Origin of the sequence: Klebsiella sp. 2019SCSN059, from assembly GCF_021739525.1 — a bacterium.
GTDB classification, from domain to species: Bacteria; Pseudomonadota; Gammaproteobacteria; order Enterobacterales; family Enterobacteriaceae; genus Klebsiella; species Klebsiella quasipneumoniae.
The window spans coordinates 1-21,664 of the sequence record NZ_JAKKOM010000002.1 but is presented as its reverse complement, the minus strand read 5'-3'; the positions used below and the strand labels follow the sequence as shown (position 1 = coordinate 21,664).

General features: G+C 62.9%; 16 protein-coding genes. 6 read left to right on the top strand and 10 right to left on the bottom strand.

The window, feature by feature from the left end; translation table 11 throughout:
* Nucleotides 1-9: 9 nt before the first annotated feature.
* The 5 genes from L2I46_RS02780 to L2I46_RS02760 form a co-directional block, all read right to left on the bottom strand.
* The gene (locus L2I46_RS02780) at nt 10-1,554 is read right to left on the bottom strand and encodes a sugar ABC transporter ATP-binding protein (protein WP_102002320.1); all 1,545 of its coding nucleotides are present in this window, start codon (nt 1,552-1,554) and stop codon (nt 10-12) included.
* 1 nt (nt 1,555) lies between these two features.
* Nucleotides 1,556-2,176: a DUF2291 family protein gene (locus tag L2I46_RS02775; RefSeq protein ID WP_102002321.1), complete on the bottom strand. Its 621-nt coding sequence runs from the start codon at nt 2,174-2,176 to the stop codon at nt 1,556-1,558.
* Nucleotides 2,177-2,219: 43 nt separating this feature from the next.
* A complete protein-coding gene (locus L2I46_RS02770) occupies nt 2,220-3,155 on the bottom strand; it encodes a D-ribose ABC transporter substrate-binding protein (protein ID WP_023288769.1) in 936 nt (311 codons plus the stop codon).
* Between the two features lie 160 nt (nt 3,156-3,315).
* Nucleotides 3,316-4,836, bottom strand: a complete 1,521-nt coding sequence (locus tag L2I46_RS02765; RefSeq protein WP_236947532.1) for an FGGY family carbohydrate kinase — start codon at nt 4,834-4,836, stop codon at nt 3,316-3,318.
* A 347-nt stretch (nt 4,837-5,183) separates the two neighbouring features.
* On the bottom strand, nt 5,184-6,134 hold the full coding sequence (locus L2I46_RS02760) for a sugar-binding transcriptional regulator (protein ID WP_002893602.1): 951 nt from the start codon (nt 6,132-6,134) through the stop codon (nt 5,184-5,186).
* A gap of 382 nt (nt 6,135-6,516) precedes the next feature.
* On the opposite strand from L2I46_RS02760, the gene L2I46_RS02755 reads away from it, so the two are divergent.
* Nucleotides 6,517-7,347, top strand: a complete 831-nt coding sequence (locus L2I46_RS02755; protein WP_032455056.1) for a transketolase — start codon at nt 6,517-6,519, stop codon at nt 7,345-7,347.
* Nucleotides 7,340-8,275, top strand: a complete 936-nt coding sequence (locus L2I46_RS02750; RefSeq protein WP_032455057.1) for a transketolase family protein — start codon at nt 7,340-7,342, stop codon at nt 8,273-8,275. The genes L2I46_RS02755 and L2I46_RS02750 overlap by 8 nt, the downstream gene beginning before the upstream one ends.
* Nucleotides 8,276-8,309: 34 nt before the next feature.
* Here the strand turns inward: L2I46_RS02750 and entD are convergent, their stop codons facing one another.
* Both entD and fepA read right to left on the bottom strand, forming a co-directional pair.
* Nucleotides 8,310-8,939, bottom strand: coding sequence for an enterobactin synthase subunit EntD (entD, locus tag L2I46_RS02745; RefSeq protein ID WP_139620566.1), 630 nt, complete (start codon nt 8,937-8,939; stop codon nt 8,310-8,312).
* Nucleotides 8,940-9,005: 66 nt separating this feature from the next.
* Nucleotides 9,006-11,234, bottom strand: coding sequence for a siderophore enterobactin receptor FepA (gene fepA, locus L2I46_RS02740; protein WP_032455059.1), 2,229 nt, complete (start codon nt 11,232-11,234; stop codon nt 9,006-9,008).
* 259 nt (nt 11,235-11,493) lie between these two features.
* On the opposite strand from fepA, the gene fes reads away from it, so the two are divergent.
* The 3 genes from fes to entF are packed head-to-tail and all read left to right on the top strand — an operon-like array spanning nt 11,494 to nt 16,825.
* Complete coding sequence (fes, locus tag L2I46_RS02735) at nt 11,494-12,702, top strand: enterochelin esterase (protein ID WP_048297001.1); 1,209 nt, start codon at nt 11,494-11,496, stop codon at nt 12,700-12,702.
* A 27-nt stretch (nt 12,703-12,729) separates the two neighbouring features.
* Entirely contained in the window at nt 12,730-12,933 is a 204-nt protein-coding gene (locus tag L2I46_RS02730) for an MbtH family protein (protein WP_032455062.1), read from the top strand.
* Nucleotides 12,934-12,943: 10 nt separating this feature from the next.
* Nucleotides 12,944-16,825 (top strand): enterobactin non-ribosomal peptide synthetase EntF, encoded by a 3,882-nt coding sequence (gene entF, locus L2I46_RS02725; protein WP_236947531.1) that lies wholly within the window; start codon nt 12,944-12,946, stop codon nt 16,823-16,825.
* A 64-nt stretch (nt 16,826-16,889) separates the two neighbouring features.
* Here the strand turns inward: entF and fepC are convergent, their stop codons facing one another.
* The 3 genes from fepC to fepD are packed head-to-tail and all read right to left on the bottom strand — an operon-like array spanning nt 16,890 to nt 19,677.
* A complete protein-coding gene (fepC, locus tag L2I46_RS02720) occupies nt 16,890-17,684 on the bottom strand; it encodes an iron-enterobactin ABC transporter ATP-binding protein (protein ID WP_032455067.1) in 795 nt (264 codons plus the stop codon).
* Nucleotides 17,681-18,673, bottom strand: coding sequence for an iron-enterobactin ABC transporter permease (gene fepG, locus L2I46_RS02715; protein WP_236947530.1), 993 nt, complete (start codon nt 18,671-18,673; stop codon nt 17,681-17,683). The genes fepC and fepG overlap by 4 nt, the downstream gene beginning before the upstream one ends.
* On the bottom strand, nt 18,670-19,677 hold the full coding sequence (fepD, locus tag L2I46_RS02710) for a Fe(3+)-siderophore ABC transporter permease (RefSeq protein ID WP_023288781.1): 1,008 nt from the start codon (nt 19,675-19,677) through the stop codon (nt 18,670-18,672). Before fepD ends, fepG begins: the two co-directional genes overlap by 4 nt.
* Before the next feature lie 112 nt (nt 19,678-19,789).
* Between fepD and entS the strand changes: the two genes are divergently transcribed.
* A complete protein-coding gene (gene entS, locus L2I46_RS02705; RefSeq protein ID WP_236947529.1) occupies nt 19,790-21,031 on the top strand; it encodes an enterobactin transporter EntS in 1,242 nt (413 codons plus the stop codon).
* The last annotated feature ends 633 nt before the right edge of the window (nt 21,032-21,664 follow it).

The following is a 21,664-nucleotide window of genomic DNA, read 5'->3' as shown; positions in this document are numbered from 1 at the left end:
CCAGCCTGATTAATCTTGAGGTGTTGAAGCCGCGATTAACTGTTCGCGGGTCACCGCATGACGCGGTAGATCGGCGGTAATGCGGCCATCGGCCATCACCAGGATGCGGTCGGCCAGGGCCATCACCTCATCCAGCTCTGAAGATGAAAACATCACCGCCAGCCCCTGCTGGGCCATTTTGCCGATCAGGTGATAGACGTCGGTTTTCGCGCCGACGTCGATGCCGCGCGTCGGTTCGTCGAGGAACACCACCTGCGGCTGGGTCATCAGCGCTTTACCCAGCACCACTTTTTGTTGATTACCGCCGCTCAGCGAGGTGATGGGCAAATTGGCGTCGCTGACCTTGATCGCCAGCTGCTGGATCATCGTTTTCACGCAGGTCTCTTCTTTTTGCGGATTCAACCAGCGCCAGGCGCGGCGAAATCCCTGCAGGCTGAAATCAGAGAGCGTCATGTTGGCCTGAATCGACATCATCTGCACCACGCCTTCGCCCTGGCGGTCCTCCGGCACCAGCGCCAGCCCCTTTTTCAGACGCTGCTGAAAGCGTGATTTGCCGATGCTTTCGCCGTTGAGATGCACCTCGCCGCGCTGGCAGGGCATCAGCCCCACCAGACCTTTAAACAGCTCGGTGCGTCCGGCCCCCAGCAGGCCGTAAATGCCGATCACTTCGCCTTTGCTAAGAGTGAAGGTAACGTCATTGAGCTTGTAGCCGCCGCTGGGATGCAGCGCGGTCAGCCCCTTGACGTCAAGCACCGCGTTGCCTTTTGGCGCCGGTTGATAATCAAAGTGTTTTTTCTTATCGCCGACCATCTGCTCAATGATCCACGGCACGCTGGCGTCGCTGACGTGACGCTCGCTGATAAAGCGACCGTCGCGGAAAATGGTGATGTTGTCGCCGATCTCCATCAGCTCTTCGAGGCGATGAGAGATATAAATAATGGTCACCCCGCGGCGCTTAAGCTGCGCGATCACCTTGAACAGCACTTTCACCTCAGACTGGCTGAGCGCCGAGGTGGGTTCGTCCATGATCAGCACCCGGGTGTCTTTCGACAGCGCGCGGGCAATCTCGACTAACTGCTGGTGGCCGATACCGAGTTCGCCCAGCGGGGTGTAGGGATCGACATCCAGCTCCAGTCGCTCCAGCAGCGATTTGGCCAGCGCGTACTGGTATTTTTCGTTGATGCGTCCTTTCTGAAAGAATTCATTTGCCATGAAGATGTTGTCCATCACATTCATATTGGGAAATAAATTCAGCTCCTGGAAAATAATGCTGATGCCGAGTTTTTCTGCCTGATGAGTCGAATGTAATGAAACCGCTTCGCCATCGAGAATAATTTGCCCGGAGGAGGGCGTTTCCACACCGGCAAGCATTTTCATCATGGTGGATTTACCCGCACCATTTTCTCCGATCAGCACGTTGACCTTATTTCGATAGACCCGGTAATTGACATTATCCAGGGCGGTCACGCCGGGATAGACGCGTGACAGGCCGCGGGTTTCGATAATCACTTCGGACTCAGCGGGCTGGGTAGCGACGAGTTCTTGCGGCGCCATATTATTGCCCCCCCGCGTGAACGATTTTCGCCGGGGTAATTTCCGGGAGAGTTGGCGGAATATCCCAGGCCGAGAAGACGCCGTAGACCTCCACGCTGTCGCCGGTTTTGAGGTTGGCGGTCTGAATCATTTTGACCGCCTGGCTGTTGATATTCTTGCTGTACTCGCCGAACAGCACCTGGTCATTAAAGTCCTGATAGCTGGCGCCGCTGTAGCCGTCGCGCAGCTGGGTGCCGCGCAGGGTGGGGCCAATCTGCACCGTCACCTTGCCGACGCTGGGGGCGGACAGGGTCATCTTGCCGCTGCGCGAGGCGGTATCGAGTTTGCTGACAGTACCTGAAACCTTGACGTAGAAGATGCAGGGGTTTTCGTCCTGCGCGCGGTAGCCGAGGGTTTTGCAGGCGCTATCAATGTCTTTTGCCGCCTTGAGCGCGCTCATCAATTCCGCCGCCGGGCGCGCTTTCGTCACCACCTGCGGTACGATGCTCTGCTGCCAGGTTTTATCCATATTTGCCATATGCGGGTTGGGCGGCGATTTCAGGTCTGCCAGCTCCTGCTGCGAGACGATGCGACAGCCCCCAAGCGCCAGCACGGCCAGCGTCAGACAGGTTTTCTTAAACATAATGCTCTCCTCTGCGCCCCCGCAGGGGCGCAACCACCCGAACTCAGGACTTAATGTTGAAATCCTGGACTTTATCGGCGTTATCCTGAGTAATCAGGATGCCGCGGAACATCACGCGCTGTTTAGCCGGCTTTTCGCCTTTTTGCAGGTAATTATCCAGATCGGTGACGCCCTGAGCGGCGATGGCCTGCGCCTGCAGCATCACGGTCGCCTGCAGGGTGCCGGCCTTCACGGCGTCGCGCTCATCGTTGCTGCCGTCGATGCCGACGACGATCACATCGCTGCGGTTGGCCGCCTTCAGCGCCGCAATCGCGCCGAGGGCCACCGGCCCGTTGCCGCAGATCACGCCTTTCACGTCCGGGTGAGCCTGCAGAATGCTGTCCATGATGCGCTTGCCGTCGATCAGGGTCCCTTTGGCATCCTGTTTGGCTACGCTGACCATATCCGGATACTGGTCAATGACCTGATGGAAAGATTTAGAACGGGTGACGCAGTTATTATCGGCGAGGTTGCAGGTCAGCTCGGCGTATTTGCCTTTCTCCGCCATCTTCTCGACGAAGACGTTGGCGACCTCGGAGCCGGCCTGGAAGTTATTGTGGGTAATTTGTTCCAGCGCCACATCATCAACCGGAATTTCACGGTTAATTAAGACCACCGGAATGCCGGCTTTTTTGGCCTTTTCAATGGCGGCGACGCTGGCGGTGGAGTCGGCGTTATCAAGAATAATACCCTGCACCTTTTTACCAATGGCGGTGTCGATAAGCTCATTCTGCTTTTTGACATCTTCGCCATGGGACAGCACGGTGGTTTTATAGCCGAGAGCTTGCGCTTTTTCACTGGCGCCTTTGGCTTCCGAGGCGTAATACGGGTTATCCAGCGAGTTGACCATGATCATTATGGTGCCTTTCTCCGCGGCGTGCGCGGCAAAGGATAAGGCGGTCAGGGTAGCAGCGGTTAAAAGGGTTTTACGTAATTTCATGACTCTGTTCCTGTATTTTTATATTCGAACAAATGAGCCCCTGAGCGGGCAGGCTTTTACGGTCTGAAATTTCCCCTGAATACATTCAGGGATAGCGATATCGTTATGGGCCGGGTTTCTCCTGTGATAAGTGAATGCATGTCGTCGCGCAGTCTGGCGGTCAGGCTGGCGAGTCCGGTTTCCATAATGTTCGGTCGACCGCATGGCGCCACTCCTGCCAGCGCGTTTGCAAGCGCTGGTGGCGGGCCATATCGGGCTGAAAGGTGCTGTGTTCGGTTAAGAAGGCCTGCAGGTCGGCGGTCGACCCCGGATGGAGCGCTTTGCGCGCCAGCAACGCCGCGCCGATGGCGGACAGCTCCGGTACGTCGCTGCGCATCACCGGGCAGCCGAGCAGATCGGCCTGGTATTGCATCAGCCAGTCATTGTTGGTCGGCCCGCCGTCCACCATCAGCGCCGTCAGAGTGAACTCTTCATGTTGCCGCATCGCCACCACCACGTCGGCAATCTGATAGGTGATGGATTCCAGCGCCGCGCGGATCAGATGCGCGCGTTTCACCCCGCGACTCAGGCCGCAGATCACGCCGCGGGCGCTGTCGTCCCACCAGGGGGCGCCGAGGCCGGTCAGCGCCGGCACGAAGTACACCCCGAGGGTCGAATCAACGGAGGCGGGAAGGGTGTTCAGCTCATGGGCCAGCTCGGCGGCAGAGAGCTCGCTCAGGCCAGTGCTGTCCGCCATCCAGGCGACGGCATCGCCGGTGTGGGGAATATTACCTTCCAGACCCCACACCAGCTGGTCGCCATCGTGCCAGGCGACAGTGGTCGCCAGCGCCTCGATATCGCACTGCGCCGATTTGACTGGCGCCATCACCGATGAACCGGTGCCGTAAGTGGCTTTCACGCAGCCCGCTTCGCCGAGCGCGTGGCCGAACAGCGCCGCGTGGGAGTCGCCGATCATCGCCATAATGGGAATACCGTCCGGAATGGCGGCCAGCCCTTTGGTATGGCCGAAGAGGCCGCTCGACGGTTTAATTTCTGGTAACGCCGCGCGCGGAATGCCGAACAGCGCCAGCATCTCGTCGTCCCACTCGCCGCGGTGCAGATTCAACAACTGGGTGCGGGCGGCATTGGAGTAGTCGCAGCAGAAGGCGTCTCCGGCGGTCAGATTCCACAGCAGCCAGCTGTCGATGGTGCCGAGGCAAATCTCGCCGCGTTCGGCGCGCAGGTGGCCATCGGCAGTCGCATCCAGCAGCCAGCGCATTTTGGAGGCCGAGAACAGCGGGGCGATCGGCAGGCCAGTGGCCTGTTTAATCCGCTGTTCCTGACGATCGTGACGCAGCGTGTCGCAGAACGCGGCGCTGCGGGTGCATTGCCAGGTGATGGCCGCGTTAATCGGTTCGCCGCTGTCGCGATACCAGCCGATGGCGGTTTCCCGCTGGTTGCTGATGGCCAGCGCGGCGACGTTTTCCGCGCCGACGTGGGCTATCGCACTGGCGATCACCGCCAGCGAGGCGGCCACCAGCGCCTCGCCCGACTGCTCCACCCAGCCGTCGCGCGGCGTTTGGATCGCCAGCGGCTGCGAGAATTTGACGATAACCTTACCCCGGCTATCCAGCACCACCGCTTTGGCGTTGGTGGTGCCTTCATCCAGGGCAATGATGTACTCTTTTGCTGTCGCCTGCATCGTGCTCTCCTCGGTCACCCGGTGTCCTGGAACAGCGGAGACGGGATCTTTTCCACCGTCTCATGCGTCTACGCAGGCCATGATGTGACATTTCGTTATCATCTTTTTAATCACTGAATATATATTCGATAGTGATTATTTATTTGATACCTTAAGCCACAAACCCGGTGACGGGCTACCGGAAAAATCATCAATTGTGCTGGCAATCACATTTCGCCGATCGGCAAAAGCGGCGGCAGGCGGCTGGGTTGGTTGACTAAATTATTGAATTTAAATGTATTAACAGAGCCAGCCCTGAGGTTAAAAAAGCACGTCAGGGCGGCAGAGAGGAAAAACAGCGCGGCAGGTTAGTCGCTGACCAGCATGCGGGCGGTAGGATAATCGGTGATTAAAACGTCAATGTAGCCGCCGGTAAGGGCGCCTTTGATGGCCGCGACTTTGTCAGTGCCACCGGCCAGCGCGACGACGTTCGGGCATTTTTTGACCTTTTCCAGCGCCATGCCGATCACCGGATCTTCATCATCGCGTAACACCGGATGGCCGTTTTTGTCGTAGTAGTGCAGGCAGATATCGCCCACCGCGCCGCGCGCCGCCAGCACCTGCAGCATATCTTCGTGATAGTAGTTCCCGGAGGTTTTCAGCAGCTGGGAGGGTTCGAGAATGCCGATGCCGACGATGGCGATATCCACCTCGTCAAAGCGCGACACCACGTCCGCGACGTCCTTGCTGGCCAGCAGCCGGTTGCGCTCCTCCATGGATCCCTCAATGCTCTGCGACGGCAGCAGCCAGGCGTCGCAGTTCAGGCGCTGGGCGAGGGTCTGGGTAAGAATCGTCGCCTGCACGTTACCGTTGGGCCCGACGCCGCCGAGCAGCTGGATCACGCCGCTGGCCTTCAGGTTCTGCGCATGAACTTCATCGACCATCGCGCGAATGGTTGAGCTCCAGGAGGAGACGCCAATCAGATCTTTTGGCCGCAGACGGGTTTCCAGATAGTGGGCGGCGGCGGAGCCAATCGCCCGCTTAATGGTGTGATCGCTGGCCTCTTCTTCGGTATCCACCACCACCGCCTGCTTAAGACCGTAGCGATCCTCAAGCCCTTTTTCGAGCTTCAGAAAAATGTTTGACGGCTGTACGACGCTGATTTTGACGACGCCCTCTTTCTGGCAGCGGGTGATGGCGCGGGAGACAAATGACTGTGAGAGCGAGAGAAGTTGGGCGATATCAGACTGCTTTCGTCCTTCCAGGTAGTAAAGCGTGGCAATCTTAACCAATAGCCGTTGTTCATCCTGCTTAGCCATATTAATCCTCGAAAATCATTTATCGCCTGTGTTCAGGCGCTTAGCGGCAGCCATTTTATTTAGGGTATAGAGGCTTCTATCATACGCGAAAAAAAATCACACTTAAGTGTGACAGGCGTCTAACTTTTGCCAATCCTCAAAATCGACTATGGACAAAAACAAAACAGCCAGGTCATAATCGAATAAAGAATCATCATTGAATATATATTCAAGGCGATTTCAAGTCAATGTGTTTCTCCGGGCTAAGTCCGGAGCGGGAGGCAGAATGTTCCTGAGTAGGGCGCTGTGGCAGAAGGCTTACCACCCGGCATAGGGATATCTGGTTTTTTTAGTCCTTGCTGGAATAAATATTCCATGCTGAAAATAAATTCAGAGGTGTGAAATGAATCCCTACAGATTTGATATTCAGACGCTGGAGCGTAAAGCCCGCGCGGTGCGGCGCCACATTGTGCGCTTAAACGCCAATAGTCCGGCCGGCGGCCACACCGGGGCCGACCTTTCGCAGGTCGAACTGTTAACCGCGCTCTATTTCCGGGTCCTCAACGTGGCGGCGGATCGGCTCGACGACCCGCAGCGCGATATCTACATCCAGTCGAAAGGCCACGCAGTGGGCTGCTACTACTGCGTCCTGGCGGAAGCCGGCTTCTTCCCGGTGGAGTGGCTGGAGACTTACCAGCATGCCAATTCCCATCTCCCTGGCCACCCGGTGCGGCAGAAAACGCCGGGTATTGAGCTGAACACCGGTGCGCTGGGCCACGGTTTGCCTGTTGCGGTGGGGCTGGCGCTGGCCGCGAAGAAAAGCAACAGCACCCGCCGCATTTTTTTGATCACCGGCGATGGCGAACTGGCGGAAGGCAGTAACTGGGAAGCCGCCCTGGCGGCGGCGCACTACGGGCTGGATAACCTGGTCATTATTAATGATAAGAACAACCTCCAGCTGGCCGGGCCGACGCGCGAAATCATGAATACCGATCCGCTGGCCGACAAATGGCGCGCCTTCGGCATGGAGGTCAGCGAATGCCAGGGTAACGATATGGCCTCGGTGGTCGCGGCCATCGAGGGGCTGCAGCAGAAGGGTAAACCAAACGTCATTATTGCCAACACCACGAAAGGCGCGGGGATCTCCTTTATCCAGGGGCGCCCGGAGTGGCACCACCGGGTGCCGAAAGGTGAAGAGATCGCTCTGGCGCTGGAGGAACTGAAAGATGAGTAATGCAGAACACCTGGCTAACGTCATGGTCGAGGCCTTTATCGCCGCCGTGGAAAGCGGTGTCGATCTGGTGCCGGTGGTGGCCGACTCCACGTCGACGGCCAAAATCGCCCCCTTTATTAAGCAATTTCCCGGCCGGCTGGTGAACGTCGGCATCGCTGAGCAGAGTATGGTCGGCACCGCCGCCGGTCTGGCGCTGGGCGGCAAAGTGGCGGTGACCTGTAACGCCGCGCCGTTTCTTATTTCGCGGGCCAATGAGCAAATCAAAGTGGATGTCTGTTACAACAACACCAACGTGAAGCTGTTTGGCCTTAACGCCGGGGCCAGCTACGGTCCGCTGGCCAGCACCCACCATGCGATTGACGATCTGGCGGTGATGCGCGGCTTCGGCAATATCCAGATCTTCGCCCCCTCCACGCCGCGCGAATGTCGGCAGATTATCGACTATGCCCTTGCTTATCAGGGGCCGGTCTATATTCGCCTCGATGGCAAGGCGCTGCCGGAGCTGCTTGACGAGTCGTATCGCTTTGTTCCCGGCGCCGTGCTGACTCTGCGCGAAGGCGAGGACGTCGCACTGGTGGCGACCGGTTCGACGGTGCATGAGGTAGTGGAGGCGGCGCAGCAGCTTGCCGACCTCGGCGTTCAGGCGAAAGTGGTCAGCGTGCCGTCGATCCGCCCCTGCGATACCGCCGCGCTGCTGGCGGCGCTGAAGCCGTGCAAAGCGGTGATCACCGTCGAAGAGCATAACGTCAACGGCGGGCTGGGCAGCCTGGTGGCCGAGGTGCTGGCGGAAGCGGGCGTGGGCATTGCCCTGCAGCGGTTGGGGATCCCGGACGGGGAGTACGCCGCCGCCGCCGATCGCGGCTGGATGCGCCAACATCACGGGTTTGATGCCGCCGCCATCGTCGCCCGGGTGCAAAACAGGGGCTGATGGTCTGAACGCCCGTCGCGTGTAGCGCGGGCGTTTACTGCTGCAATGCGCAAAGCGTGACGACCTGCTCCTCCGACGCTGTCCAGTACAGCGGATAGCGTTGCCCCGCAAACCGAAGCGCTAAGGTGCTTGCCGTTATTTCCACGATCTGAAAATCGGTGAACCCCAGCGCGCGCTGGCCTGCCGTCGGCGTCGCCTTAAACCCACTCTCTTTCGCCGAAAAGGCCAGCGTCAGCGCCAGCGGGAAGGGCAGGCCGCTGTGCAATAGCACCTTTTTTTCCGCCTCGTTGATAATGCTGCTCTCCAGCTCCGCCGCCAGCTGTGGAGTAAACCGTCGCTCGATGTCGACGCCCACCGGCCGGTCGGCGACCACCGCCAGCGCGCGCTGGCCGCAGTGGCTGATACTACCGAACCAGGGCGCGGGCCACAGCGGCTGGCGCCGATCGCCAATCGCGGGAGGCCGTTTTTCTCCCACCTCGCGCAGGGCGTACACCGCGGCGATGCGCCCGGCCAGGTGCTCCGCCTGCCGCTTGCGGCTCCAGCCGCTCAGGCTGGCGTGATAGGGCAACCACAACAGATCGGCAGCCTGAAAAGTCGCCGGGTCGAAGTCGACGTGCTGCAAGCGATAGCCGGCCAGCAGCAGGGTGGAGTGAAGAATGCGCATAAGGCAAGTATACCGCGGTTGTCCCCGCCCTTTATCCTGCAAGGGCGGGGGAGGGAGAACCCGCTATCAGAAGTGGGTGTTGACGCTCATATACCAGGTGCGGCCCGATTCGTTGTAGGTCTCGGCGCCGGCGCCGTACATCGTGCCGGTGGCGCCCCCGGTGGTCTGGGCGTTGCCCGCGCGCCAGTGGCGCTTGTCGAAGACGTTATCCACGCCGCCGGTCAGACTAACGTATTTGGTCACGTCCCAGGTCGCGCTCAGGCCGAGGATGCTGTAGGGGCTGACCTCGTTCTTCTCGCTGCCGGTGACCGGTTTACCCTTATAGTTGTACTTCTTCGGCTCCTGTTTGCCGTACCAGGTAAAGGTCGACTGCAGCGAAACGTCATCGCGTACCTGCCAGCTCAGCGTGGAGTTCAGCGTGTATTCCGGGATAATCGACAGCCGATCGCCGGTCTCTTTATTCTTACTCTGCAGCATGTAGGTGATGTTGTTGGTCCAGTTCACGGTCTCGCTCACCGGGACGTTCAGCGTACCTTCCAGGCCTTCCACCACCGCTTTCGGCACGTTTTCCCACTGGTAAAGATCGGTACCTTTACCGTTTTGATAGACCGGAGCATAGCCAGCTTCAATCTTGTTGCGGTAATCGTTGCGGAACCAGGTTACGCCCGCCAGCCAGCCGTCGCGTTTAAACTCGAGGCCAATCTCTTTGTTGATGCTGGTCTCGGCTTTTAAATCTTCATTCCCCTGCAGATAGCAGCCGTCTTTACTGGCGTAGCAGCCCTGGCCTTTGCTGTAGAGAATGTAGTTCGGGTTGGTCTGATACAGGCTCGGCGCTTTATAGGCGCGGGCGATACCCATCTTCAGCGTGAAGTCGTCCCACAGGCCCTGAGACAGATTGAGGGACGGGCTCCAGTTGTTGCCGACGATGCTGTGATGATCGAAACGCAGCGCCGGGGTCAGCATGGTGGTGTCGGTCAGCTCCATGTTGTTCTCAGCGAACAGGGAGAAGATCTCCGCCTTCGAGTAGGGGCTGCGGCCGGTGCTGTCGTAGCCCGGAATTTCTCCCCCCGACAGCGCCTGGGTGTTGGAGGCCTTATCCTTCATGCGCTGCTGGTTCCACTCGCTGCCCAGCGTCAGGTTCTGATTAACCAGATAGTCGAACGGGATACTGACTTCGCTGTGCAGCATCACATCCGCCAGATCGATATCCGTGAACTGGTTGCTGTTGAAGATCCCCTCGGTCCCCCCGGCCAGGCCTTCGCCTTTGCGTGAGTTGCGGGTACGTTCGTACTGCGCCCAGTTGCTGGTGGTCACCCCGTTGTCCCAGGCGCCGTTCCAGGTGACCGAGTAGGTGTTGCGGTACAGACGGTTGGTCTCTTTGCCGTAGTTCTCTTTTACCAGGTCGTTGGAGTTGGTGTTCTGGGTGTCGCCTGCGTAGAGGTTGCCCTGGCGGCTGTAGCCGGCCTCAAACTCCAGCGACTGCATCGGGGCGAATTCCCAGCGCACCAGACCATCGATGTTTTTATTTTTTACCCCTTCGCGCCCGGCCGGCAGGGTGTCGGCATAGATCCCGGTACGTTCGGACTGATGGCCCTGGTTGATGTCCCAGGCGTCGGCCTGGGTTTTGTCGAGGTTACCGAACAGGCGGAAGCTGAAATCGCCGCCCAGCGGGCCGCTGAGGCTGAAGTTGGTGCGCTTGGTGGAGCCTTCGTCTTTGTGCTCCGGGGCGTTCATATAGGTGTTCCAGGAGCCGTGCCACTCATCGCCGGTTTTTTTAGTGATGATATTCACCACGCCGCCGGCGGCGCCGTTGCCGTAGCGGGCGGCGGCCGGGCCGCGAATCACTTCGATGCGTTCGATCATCTCCGGCGGCACCCAGCTGGTGTCGCCGCGGGTGTCGCGCTCGCCGCGCCAGCCGAGACGCACAGAGTTGCGGCTGGTGACCGGCTTGCCGTCGATCAGGATCAGGGTGTTTTCCGGGCCCATGCCGCGGATATCAATCTGGCGGTTATTCCCGCGCTGGCCGCTGGTGGAGTTGCCGGTCAGGTTGACCCCCGGCATGGTGCGAATGATCTCCGAGACGTCGCGCGCCGGCGGACGTTTGCGGATCTCATCGGCGGTGATGGTGGAGACGCCCGGCGCCTGCAGGTTCTGCTCGGCGGCGGTGACCACCATGGTCTCTTCCGCGGCGCTGTTTTTATCGTCGGTGGCGGTTTCCGCTGCGCTTAACGGAAAAGCAACCCCGTAAATTCCCAGATTGACCAGCAAGGCCAGGGATTTGATCCTGTTATTCATTGTTATTCCTGCTTTTTTGTCGCCACGTTCCCCAAACGCCCCTTCCCACCGGGAGGGGAGGCGGCATAAATGTTGCCGGAAGAGGGCAAAGGCACTCCGTCGCTAGCTGAATAAGCTCTCTTCGACATGTGTTGTGAAAGACGCGCTTCCCACGGCGCGCTAATACGCTATTGCAAATGCAAATAGTTATCAATAATATTATCAATAAAGAATGACAATTAATTAAAAAAGTCACGCGATACATAGGGTTAATGACTGAATGTTAACGACAGGAAGCGAGGAGTGGTGGCGAACCCTGCAGGGACCGCAGTCCCGGGCGGTGGATGACGCCATCGAGGTGACGTTCTGGTGGCGGGATCCGGCGGGGGATGAAACGCGTTCTCCACGCCGTCGGGTATGGCTCTATATCACCGGCGTGACCGACCACCATCAAAATGCGCGACCGCAATCGCTGCAACGTCTGCCCGGGACCGACGCCTGGTGCTGGCGAACCACGCTGTCGCCGACCTGGCGCGGCAGCTACTGCTTTATTCCCTCCGACCGTGACGATGATTTTTCCCCTGAGGTGTTCAGCGCCGATAAGCCGGACCGCGCGCTGCTGCGCGAAGGCTGGCGCAAACTGCTGCCGCGGGCGATAGCCGATCCGCTGAACCCGCACAGCTGGCGTGGCGGACGCGGCCATGGCGTCTCCGCCCTGGAGATGCCGCAGGCGCCGGCGCAACCCGGCTGGGATCTGCTTAATGAGGCGCATCCTCCCGCCCGTTGCCTTGAGTGGCGCAGCGCGCGTCTGGGCAACCATCGCCGGGTCTGGATCTACACCCCCGGCGAGGCCGTCGACCCGCAAACGCGGCCCCTGGCGATCCTGCTTGACGGCCAGTTCTGGGCCGAAAGCATGCCGGTGTGGTCGCCGCTGGCCGCGCTGACCCGCGAGGGGAGGCTGCCGCCGGCGGTCTACCTGCTGATCGACGCGATCGACAACCAGCGCCGCGGGGTTGAGCTGCCCTGTCATCGCGATTTCTGGCTGGCGGTGCAGGAGGAGCTCCTGCCGCTGGTCCGCGGTCACGTCCCGTTCAGCGACCGCCCGGAGCGGACGGTGGTGGCCGGGCAAAGCTTCGGCGGCCTGGCGGCAATGTTCGCCGCCCTCAACTGGCCGCAGCGCTTTGGCTGCGTGCTCAGCCAGTCAGGCTCCTACTGGTGGCCGCATCGCGATGGCAGCGGGACGGGCTTTATCGGCGAACGTCTCCGCCAGGGCGAGGCGTCCGCGGCCGGGCTGCGCATCTGGCTGGAAGCGGGCCAGCGTGAACCGATTATTTTTCGCGCCAACCAGGCGCTGCTGGCGCAACTCACCACAACGCAGCAGACGATTTTCTGGCGTCAGGTTGACGGCGGGCATGATGCGCTTTGCTGGCGCGGCGGGCTGACGGCGGGGCTGATCCAGCTCTGGCAGCCTCTGCTGTCGCCCCCTTAGCACAGCGCTTTACGACAGGAGTTTGATATGCAATTCAGTAACCCCTTCGACAATCCGCAAGGGCAGTTTTACATTCTGCGCAATGACCAGCGGCAGTTCAGCCTGTGGCCGGGGCATTGCGCGCTGCCTGCCGGCTGGACGGTGGTGTGCCCTCCGCAGTCGGTCGAGGCGTGCAACGCCTGGCTGGCGGCCAACTGGCCGACACTGACCCCCGCCCATCATGCGGCATAAGGAGCTGACCATGACCACTCGTTTACCGCTGGTTGCCGCGCAGCCGGGGATCTGGATGGCCGAGCGCCTCTCCACTCTGCCTGGCGCCTGGAGCGTGGCCCACTATGTTGAACTGCGCGGCGCGCTCGACCCGGCGCTGCTGGGTAAGGCGATTGTCGCCGGGCTGCAGCAGGCGGATACCCTCAGCCTGCGCTTTGAGGAAGAGGAAGGGGAAGTCTGGCAGTGGCTGGCGGCGGAACGCACCTTTGGCGAACCGCCGATCGTTGACCTGCGTACGGCGCCGGATCCGCACAGCGCCGCCACGGAGCGGATGCAGGCGGATCTGGCGCAGGATCTGCGCGTCGATGGCGGCAACCCGCTGGTGTGCCATCAGCTGCTGCGCGTCGGCGACGACCGCTGGTACTGGTATCAGCGCTATCACCACTTGCTGGTGGATGGCTTCAGTTTCCCGGCGATTACCCGACAGATCGCCGCCATTTACCGCGCCTGGCAGCGTGGAGAAGCCACCCCGGAATCGCCTTTCACCCCCTTTGCCGAAGTGGTGGACGAGTACCAGCGCTACGCCGGCAGCGAGGCCTGGCAGAGGGATAAAGCCTTCTGGCAGGCCCAGCGCCAGGCGTTACCGGCTCCCGCCTCGCTCTCTGCCGCCCCGCTGGGCGGGCGCGCCGCCGGGAGCGATATCTGGCGGATGAAGCTGGCGATGAACGCCGACGCCTTCCGCCGCCTGGCCGGCCATGCGCCGCAGTGTCAGCCCGCTGACCTGGCGCTGGCGCTCACCACGCTGTGGCTGGGCCGCCTGTGCAACCGGATGAACTACGCGGCGGGCTTTATCTTTATGCGCCGGATGGGCTCAGCGGCGCTGACCTCGGCGGGGCCGGTGCTCAACGTCCTGCCTCTGGCGGTGCATATTGACGCCCAGGAGACGCTGGCGGACCTGGCGATGCGCCTCGCCGCGCAGCTGAAAAAGATGCGCCGCCATCAGCGCTATGACGCCGAGCAGATCGTCCGCGACAGCGGCAAAGCGGCCGGGGACGAACCGCTGTTCGGCCCGGTGCTGAACGTCAAAGTCTTTGATTACCAAGTGGATATCGACGGCGTCGAGGCGGTGACTCACACCCTCGCCACCGGCCCGGTCAACGACCTCGAGCTGGCGCTGTTCCCGGATGAGACCGGCGGGCTGTCGCTGGAGATCCTCGCTAACAAGGCCCGGTACGATGAAGCCGAGCTGCGTCGCCACATGGCGAGACTGACCGCGCTGCTGGCGCAGTTTGCCGCCGATCCGACGCTACGCTGCGGCGAAGCGGAGATGCTCTCCGCCGACGAGCAGGCCCGGCTGGCGGCGGTCAACGATACCGCTATGCCGCTGCCCGCCACCACCCTAAGCGCGCTGGTGGCCGACCAGGCGCGGAAGACCCCGGATGCTCCGGCGCTGGCGGATGCTAACTGGCAGTTCAGCTATCGTGAGATGCGTCAGCAGGTAGTGGCGCTTGCGCAGCTGCTGCGTCAGCGCGGCGTGAAGCCGGGCGACAGCGTGGCGGTGGCCCTGCCGCGCTCGGTGTTCCTGACCCTGGCGCTGCACGGCATTGTCGAAGCGGGAGCCGCCTGGCTGCCGCTGGACACTGGCTACCCGGACGACCGCCTGCGGATGATGCTGGAAGACGCCCGGCCGTCGCTGCTGATCGCCACGGAGGATCAGCTGGCCCGCTTCAGCGATATCCCCGGGCTGGAGAGCCTCTGCTACCAGCAGCCGCTGGCCGTTGCGGATGACGCGCCGCTGGCGCTGTCAAAACCGGAGCATACCGCCTATATCATCTTTACCTCTGGCTCCACCGGGCGGCCAAAAGGGGTGATGGTCGGCCAGACCGCCATCGTCAACCGCCTGCTGTGGATGCAGGATCGTTATCCGTTATCTGCCGACGACGTGGTGGCGCAGAAAACGCCGTGCAGTTTTGACGTTTCGGTGTGGGAGTTCTGGTGGCCGTTTATCGCCGGCGCGCAGCTGGTGATGGCCGAGCCGGAGGCGCACCGCGACCCGCAGGCGATGCAGCAGTTCTTCGCCCACTACGGCGTGACCACCACCCACTTTGTGCCGTCGATGCTGGCGGCGTTTGTCGCCTCGCTGGATGCCGACAGCGTGGCCGCCTGCCGCACGCTGCGGCGGGTATTCTGCAGCGGCGAAGCGCTGCCGACAGAATTGTGCCGCGAATGGGAGCGCTTGACCGGCGCGCCGCTGCATAACCTGTACGGCCCGACGGAAGCGGCGGTGGACGTCAGCTGGTATCCGGCCTGCGGGCCTGAGCTGGCGGCGGTGACCGGCAGCAGCGTGCCGATTGGCTGGCCGGTATGGAACACCGGGCTGCGCATTCTCGATGCCGCGATGCGCCCGGTGCCGCCGGGGGTGGCGGGGGATCTCTATCTCACCGGCATTCAGCTGGCGCAGGGCTATCTGGGGCGTCCGGACCTCACCGCCAGCCGCTTTATCGCCGACCCGTTTGCCCCCGGCGAGCGGATGTATCGCACCGGCGACGTGGCGCGCTGGCTGGCGAACGGCGCGGTGGAGTATCTTGGCCGCAGCGACGATCAGCTGAAGATCCGCGGGCAGCGCATCGAGCTTGGCGAGATTGACCGGGTGATGTCGGCCCTGCCGGACGTGGCGCAGGCGGTGAGTCACGCCTGCGTCTTCAACCAGGCGGCGGCGACCGGCGGCGATGCCCGGCAGCTGGTGGGCTATCTGGTCTCTGACTCCGGCCTGCCGCTGGATACCGCGGCGCTGAAAGCGCGGCTGGCGGAACAGCTGCCGCCGCATATGGTCCCGGTGGTGCTGATGCAGCTCCCCGACCTGCCGCTCAGCGCCAATGGCAAACTGGACCGCAAAGCGCTGCCGCTGCCGACCCTCGGCGGCGAGCGCAGCGACCGGCCGCCGGAGCCCGGGATGGAAACCGTTGTCGCCGCCGCCTTCAGTCAGCTTCTGGGCTGCGAGGTGAATGATATCGACGCTGATTTCTTCGCCCTCGGCGGCCATTCGCTGCTGGCGATGCGCCTGGCGGCGCAGCTCAGCCGCCAGCTGGCGCGGCAGGTGACCCCGGGGCAGGTGATGGTGGCCTCGACGGTGGGCAAACTGAGCGTGCTGCTGGCCGCCGATCTCAGCGATGAGCAGGCTCAGCGCCTGGGGCTGGATGCGCTTCTGCCGCTGCGCGAGAGCGACGGCCCAACGCTGTTCTGTTTCCATCCGGCCTCCGGCTTCGCCTGGCAGTTCAGCGTGCTCGCGCGCTATCTCAGCCCGCGCTGGTCGATTACCGGTATTCAGTCGCCGCGCCCGCAGGGGCCGATGGCCGGCGCCGCCAGCCTCGACGAGGTGTGCGAGCATCATCTGCAAACGCTGTTGGCGCAGCAGCCGCACGGTCCTTATTATCTGTTCGGTTATTCGCTCGGCGGCACCTTAGCCCAGGGCATTGCCGCCCGCTTGCGCCAGCGCGGCGAAGCGGTGGCCTTCCTCGGCCTGCTGGATACCTGGCCGCCGGAGACGCAAAACTGGGCGGAGAAAGAGGCGAACGGGCTGGATCCGGCGGTGCTGGCGGAAATTGCCCGCGAGCGCGAAGCGTTCCTCGCCGCCCAGCAAGGGCAAGCCTCCGGCGAGCTGTTCAGCGCCATCGAAGGCAACTATGCCGACGCGGTGCGGCTGTTAACCACCGCGCACAGCGCGAAGTTTGACGGCAAGGCGACGCTGTTCGTGGCGGAGAAGACGCGGCAGGCGGGGATGGATCCGCAGGTCGTATGGGGCCCGTGGGTGGGCGAGCTGGAGGTGTTCAGCCAGAACTGCGCCCACGTCGACATTATCTCCCCGCAGGCCTTTGAAGCCATCGGCCCGGTAGTCAGGGAGATTCTGGGATAACGGTTGAGTTCGGGCTACAGCAGGTAGCCCGGCTCAGCGTCGCGCAAGCCGGGGAAAGGGGAAATTACCGGCGGCCCAGCGGCACCACCAGCGGCGTATGCGCCACCGGATCCTCAATGATCGTGCAGCGCAGACCGTAAATCCGTTCAATCAGATCCGCCGTGACGATCTCCTTCGGCGCCCCCTCGGCGACGATCTTACCGTCGCGCAGGGCGATCAGGTGGGTGGCATAGCGGCAGGCCTGGTTCAGATCGTGCAGCACCGCCGCCAGGGTATAGCCCTTCTCGCGATTCAGCTCGCTCAACAGCTCCAGCAGGTCGATCTGATGGCTGATGTCCAGCCAGGTGGTCGGCTCATCCAGCAGCATAATCGCCGTCTCCTGGGCCAGCACCATCGCAATCCACGCCCGCTGCCGCTGGCCGCCGGAAAGCGTATCGACGCTCTGCAGCGCCAGGTCGCTGATCCCGGTGGCCCGCATCGCATTATTCACCGCCGCTTCATCTTCTTTGCGCCAGCGGGTGAACAGCGGCTGGTGCGGGTAGCGCCCGCGGGCCACCAGCTCCTGCACCGTAATATCGCCAGGGGTGGTGGCATTTTGCGCCAGCAAGCCGATGCGGCGGGCAACCTCTTTACTGGCGTACTGCTGGATCTGCGCGCCGTCGAGCCAGACATGGCCGCTGGCCGGCGTCATCAGACGGCTGAGGGTGCGCAGCAGTGTCGACTTGCCGCAGCCGTTGGGGCCGATAATGGCGGTGAAGTGGCCGTCAGGGATGGTCACGTTCAGCGACTCGGCGATGGTCTTGTTCCCGTAGGCCAGGGTTAACTGCTCGCCGCGCAAACGGGAGGGGACAGCACTCATTTTTTGCGGGACTCCTGAATCAACAATGCAATAAGGTAAATACCGCCGAGGCTGACGGTTAGTACGCCCACCGGCAGCTGCCAGGGCATAAACAGCCGCTGGGCGCCGTAATCGGCCAGCGCCAGCAGCAGCGCGCCGCACAGGGCCGACTGGTTCAATCCCCAGCGGGCCGTGCCGCTCAGGCGGCGGGCGATGTGCGGCGCCACCAGCGCGATAAATGAGATGGGCCCGGCCAGCGCCGTCGAGGCGGCGGTGAGCACCACCGCCACCAGCATCAGCAGCAGGCGCGAACGCTCAACCTGCACGCCCAGCGCGCAGGCGGTATCGTCGCCCATCTCCAGCAGCCGCATCCGACGAACCAGCAGGGCGCTGCCCACCAGCATCAGCAGGATCAGCGGCGCCGACGGCCAGGTTTTACCCCAGGTCAGGCCGTTAAGCGATCCGGCGTTCCACAGGCCCGCAGAAAGGGCGGTCTCCAGCGAGGCGCGCAGCAGCAGCCAGGTGTTGAAGGCCACCAGCATGGCGCGCACGCCGATGCCGATAATAATCAGGCGAAAGGTCTCGATCCCATTGCGCCAGGCCAGCAGCCAGACCACCAGCGAGGTGAGTACCCCGCCGGCCATCGCCGCCAGGGCAATCGCCGTCAGGTTCTGGCCGAAGAGAACCATCGCCACCAGCACGCCGCTCCAGGCGCCGGTGTTAAAGCCCATCACGTCCGGGCTGCCGAGCGGGTTACGGGTCAGCGACTGGAAAATGGCGCCGCTGACGCCGAGCGCGGCGCCGATGAGCAGCGCCATTAACACCCGCGGCAGCCGCCATTCGTTCACCACCATCGCGACGTTGCGCGGCGCGTCGCCGAACAGGGCGGAGAAGACCTGGTCAATCGTTAGCGGCACCGGGCCTTGCGCCAGCCCGAGCAGGGAAATCAACAGGCTGGCGGCCAACAGCAGCAGACAGCTGGCTATCAGGCGGCGGGACGGGGCAATCACAGGCCACCTCCGCGCGGCTGGCGCCGCACCAGCCAGATCAGCACCGGCGCCCCGAGAAAGGCGCTCACCACCGATACCCGCAGTTCGCCGGGCACCAGCAGGCGGCCAATCACGTCGGCAAACAGCAGCAGGGCCGGGGTGGCCAGCAGGGTGACCGGCAGCGACCAGCGATGATCGGCCCCCACCAGCCAGCGGGCCATATGCGGCATCATCAGGCCGATAAAGGCGATCGGCCCGACCACGGCGGTGGCGCTGCCGCACAGGACGGTAATCACAATCAGGCCGATCAGCTGGGTGCGGGCGACGCGGCTGCCGAGGGCGGTGGCGGTATCGTTGCCGAGGCTCAGGCTGTTAAGCGCCCGGCTCAGCAGCAGGGCGGCGATCCCCGCCATCGCCACCGGCAGCAGGACAATTTTCAGGGTTTGCAGGGTGCGGATATCCAGCGAACCGGCCTGCCAGAAGCGCAGCTGATCGTAGACGTCCGGGTTGAGCAGGGCGATGCCGTTGGACAGCCCCTCCAGTACCGCCGCGAGGGCGACCCCGGCGAGGGTGAGGCGCACCGGGCTCAGCTGGCCGCCACCCTGGCTGCCGGTGAAGGCCACCAGCAGCGAGGCGCAGAGCGCGCCGCAAAACGCCAGCAGCAGCTGTTCCTGCGGGGAGGTGATCCCGAACAGCGCCGCGCCGAGGACGATGGCGAAGCTGGCGCCGGAGTTGACCCCCAGCAGGCCGGGGTCGGCCAGCGGGTTACGGGTGAGCGTTTGCATCAGCGCGCCGGCGAGGCCGAGGGCGACGCCGGCCAGCAGACCGGCCAGGGTGCGCGGCAGGCGCGCGTCCAGCACGATGGTGCAGTCGGCGCTTTGACAGGTTCCGCTAAAGGCGGTGAATACCGTGCCGATCGGCAACGATTTGGCGCCGATAGTCAGGCTAAGCGCGGCGGCTAAGGCGAGTAACAGCAACAATCCGGGCACGGCGACAGAGCGTACCGCGGTCGTAGAAAACGACATAACTGACATCCCTGATATGATAATGATAGTAATTATCGTTATCGATTTTATTCAGCTATGGTAGCATGACCCACAGTAAAAAGGGTATTAAAAATAACGACAAGGCGCTGTAATGAATCGACAATCCTGGCTGCTCAACCTCAGCCTGCTGAAAACTCACCCGGCGTTTCGCGCCGTTTTTATCGCTCGCTTTATCTCTATTCTGTCGCTTGGCCTGCTGGGTGTGGCCATCCCGGTGCAGATCCAGATGATGACCCATTCGACCTGGCAGGTCGGGTTGTCGGTGACGCTGACCGGCGCGTCGATGTTTATTGGTCTGATGGTGGGGGGGGTACTGGCTGACCGCTATGAGCGCAAACGCCTGATCCTGCTGGCGCGCGGCACCTGCGGCGTGGGCTTTGTCGGCCTGTGTCTGAACGCCCTGCTGCCGGAGCCGTCGCTGGCGGCGATCTACCTGCTGGGGATCTGGGATGGGTTCTTCGCTTCGTTGGGGGTGACCGCGCTGCTGGCGGCGACGCCGGCGCTGGTGGGGCGGGAAAATCTGATGCAGGCCGGTGCCATCACTATGCTCACGGTGCGCCTGGGCTCGGTGATTTCGCCGATGATCGGCGGCCTGCTGCTGGCCTCCGGCGGCGTGGCCTGGAATTTCGGCCTGGCGGCGGCGGGGACCTTTATCACCACCTTAACCCTGCTGCGTCTGCCACAGCTGCCGCCGCCTCCGCAGCCGCGCGAGCATCCGCTGCGTGCCCTGCTGGCGGGGCTGACCTTCCTCTGCCAGAGTCCGCTTATCGGCGGGATTGCGCTGCTCGGCGGCCTGCTGACCATGGCCAGCGCGGTGCGGGTGCTCTATCCGGCGCTGGCCGGGAGCTGGCAGATGTCGGCCGGGCAGATTGGCCTGCTGTACGCCGCGATTCCGCTCGGCGCGGCGCTGGGGGCGTTGACCAGCGGCCAGCTGGCCCAGACCGTGCGGCCGGGCGCGCTGATGCTGGCGACGACGGTGTGCTCCTTTGTCGCCATTGCGCTGTTCAGCCTGATGCCGCACTGGGCGTTGGGCGCGCTGTGCCTGGCGCTGTTTGGCTGGCTGAGCGCTATTAGCTCGCTGCTGCAGTACACCCTGATCCAGACCCAGACGCCGGAACATATGCTCGGGCGAATTAACGGTCTGTGGACCGCGCAGAACGTTACCGGCGACGCCATCGGCGCGGCGCTGCTCGGCGGGTTAGGGGCGGTGATGACGCCGGTCGCTTCCGCCAGCGCCAGCGGCTGGGCGCTGGCCCTCGTCGGCGTGCTGCTGGTGGGGCTGCTACGCGAGCTGCGCCGTTTCCAGCGCCCGGGAATAGTCAACGAAAGCTGAGTACGGTGCGATTGCCCGGTGGCGGCTACGCCTTACCGGGCCTACGGTACTGGGGCCTCGGGCGTTGTAGGCCGGGCAAGCGCCGCGCCGCCCGGCAAGGTGTTCCGACCGCGTACCCGTCCTGATGCCCGGTGGTGGCTGCGCCTTACCGGGCCGAAGGTCTGGCCTGGAGGGCGCAAGCATTGTAGGCCGGTGCAAGCGTCGCGCCGCCCGGCAATGCGTTCCGACCGCATACTCGTCATGATGCCCGGTGGCGGCTGCGCCTTACCGGGCCTGGGGTACGGCAGGCCGGTGCAAGCTCAGTAGGCCGGGCAAGCGCAGCGCCGCCCGGCAAGGTGTTCCGACCGCGTACCCGTCCTGATGCCCGGTGGCGGCTACGCCTTACCGGGCCTGGGGTCTGGCCTGGAGGGCGCAAGCATTGTAGGCCGGTGCAAGCGTAGCGCCGCCCGGCAAAGCGTTCAGGCCGCGTACCCGTCCTGATGCCCGGTGGCGGCTGCGCCTTACCGGGCCTGGGGTACGGCAGGCCGGTGCAAGCTCAGTAGGCCGGTGCAAGCGTAGCGCCGCCCGGCAAGGTGTTCCGACCGCGTACCCGTCCTGATGCCCGGTGGCGGCTACGCCTTACCGGGCCTGGGG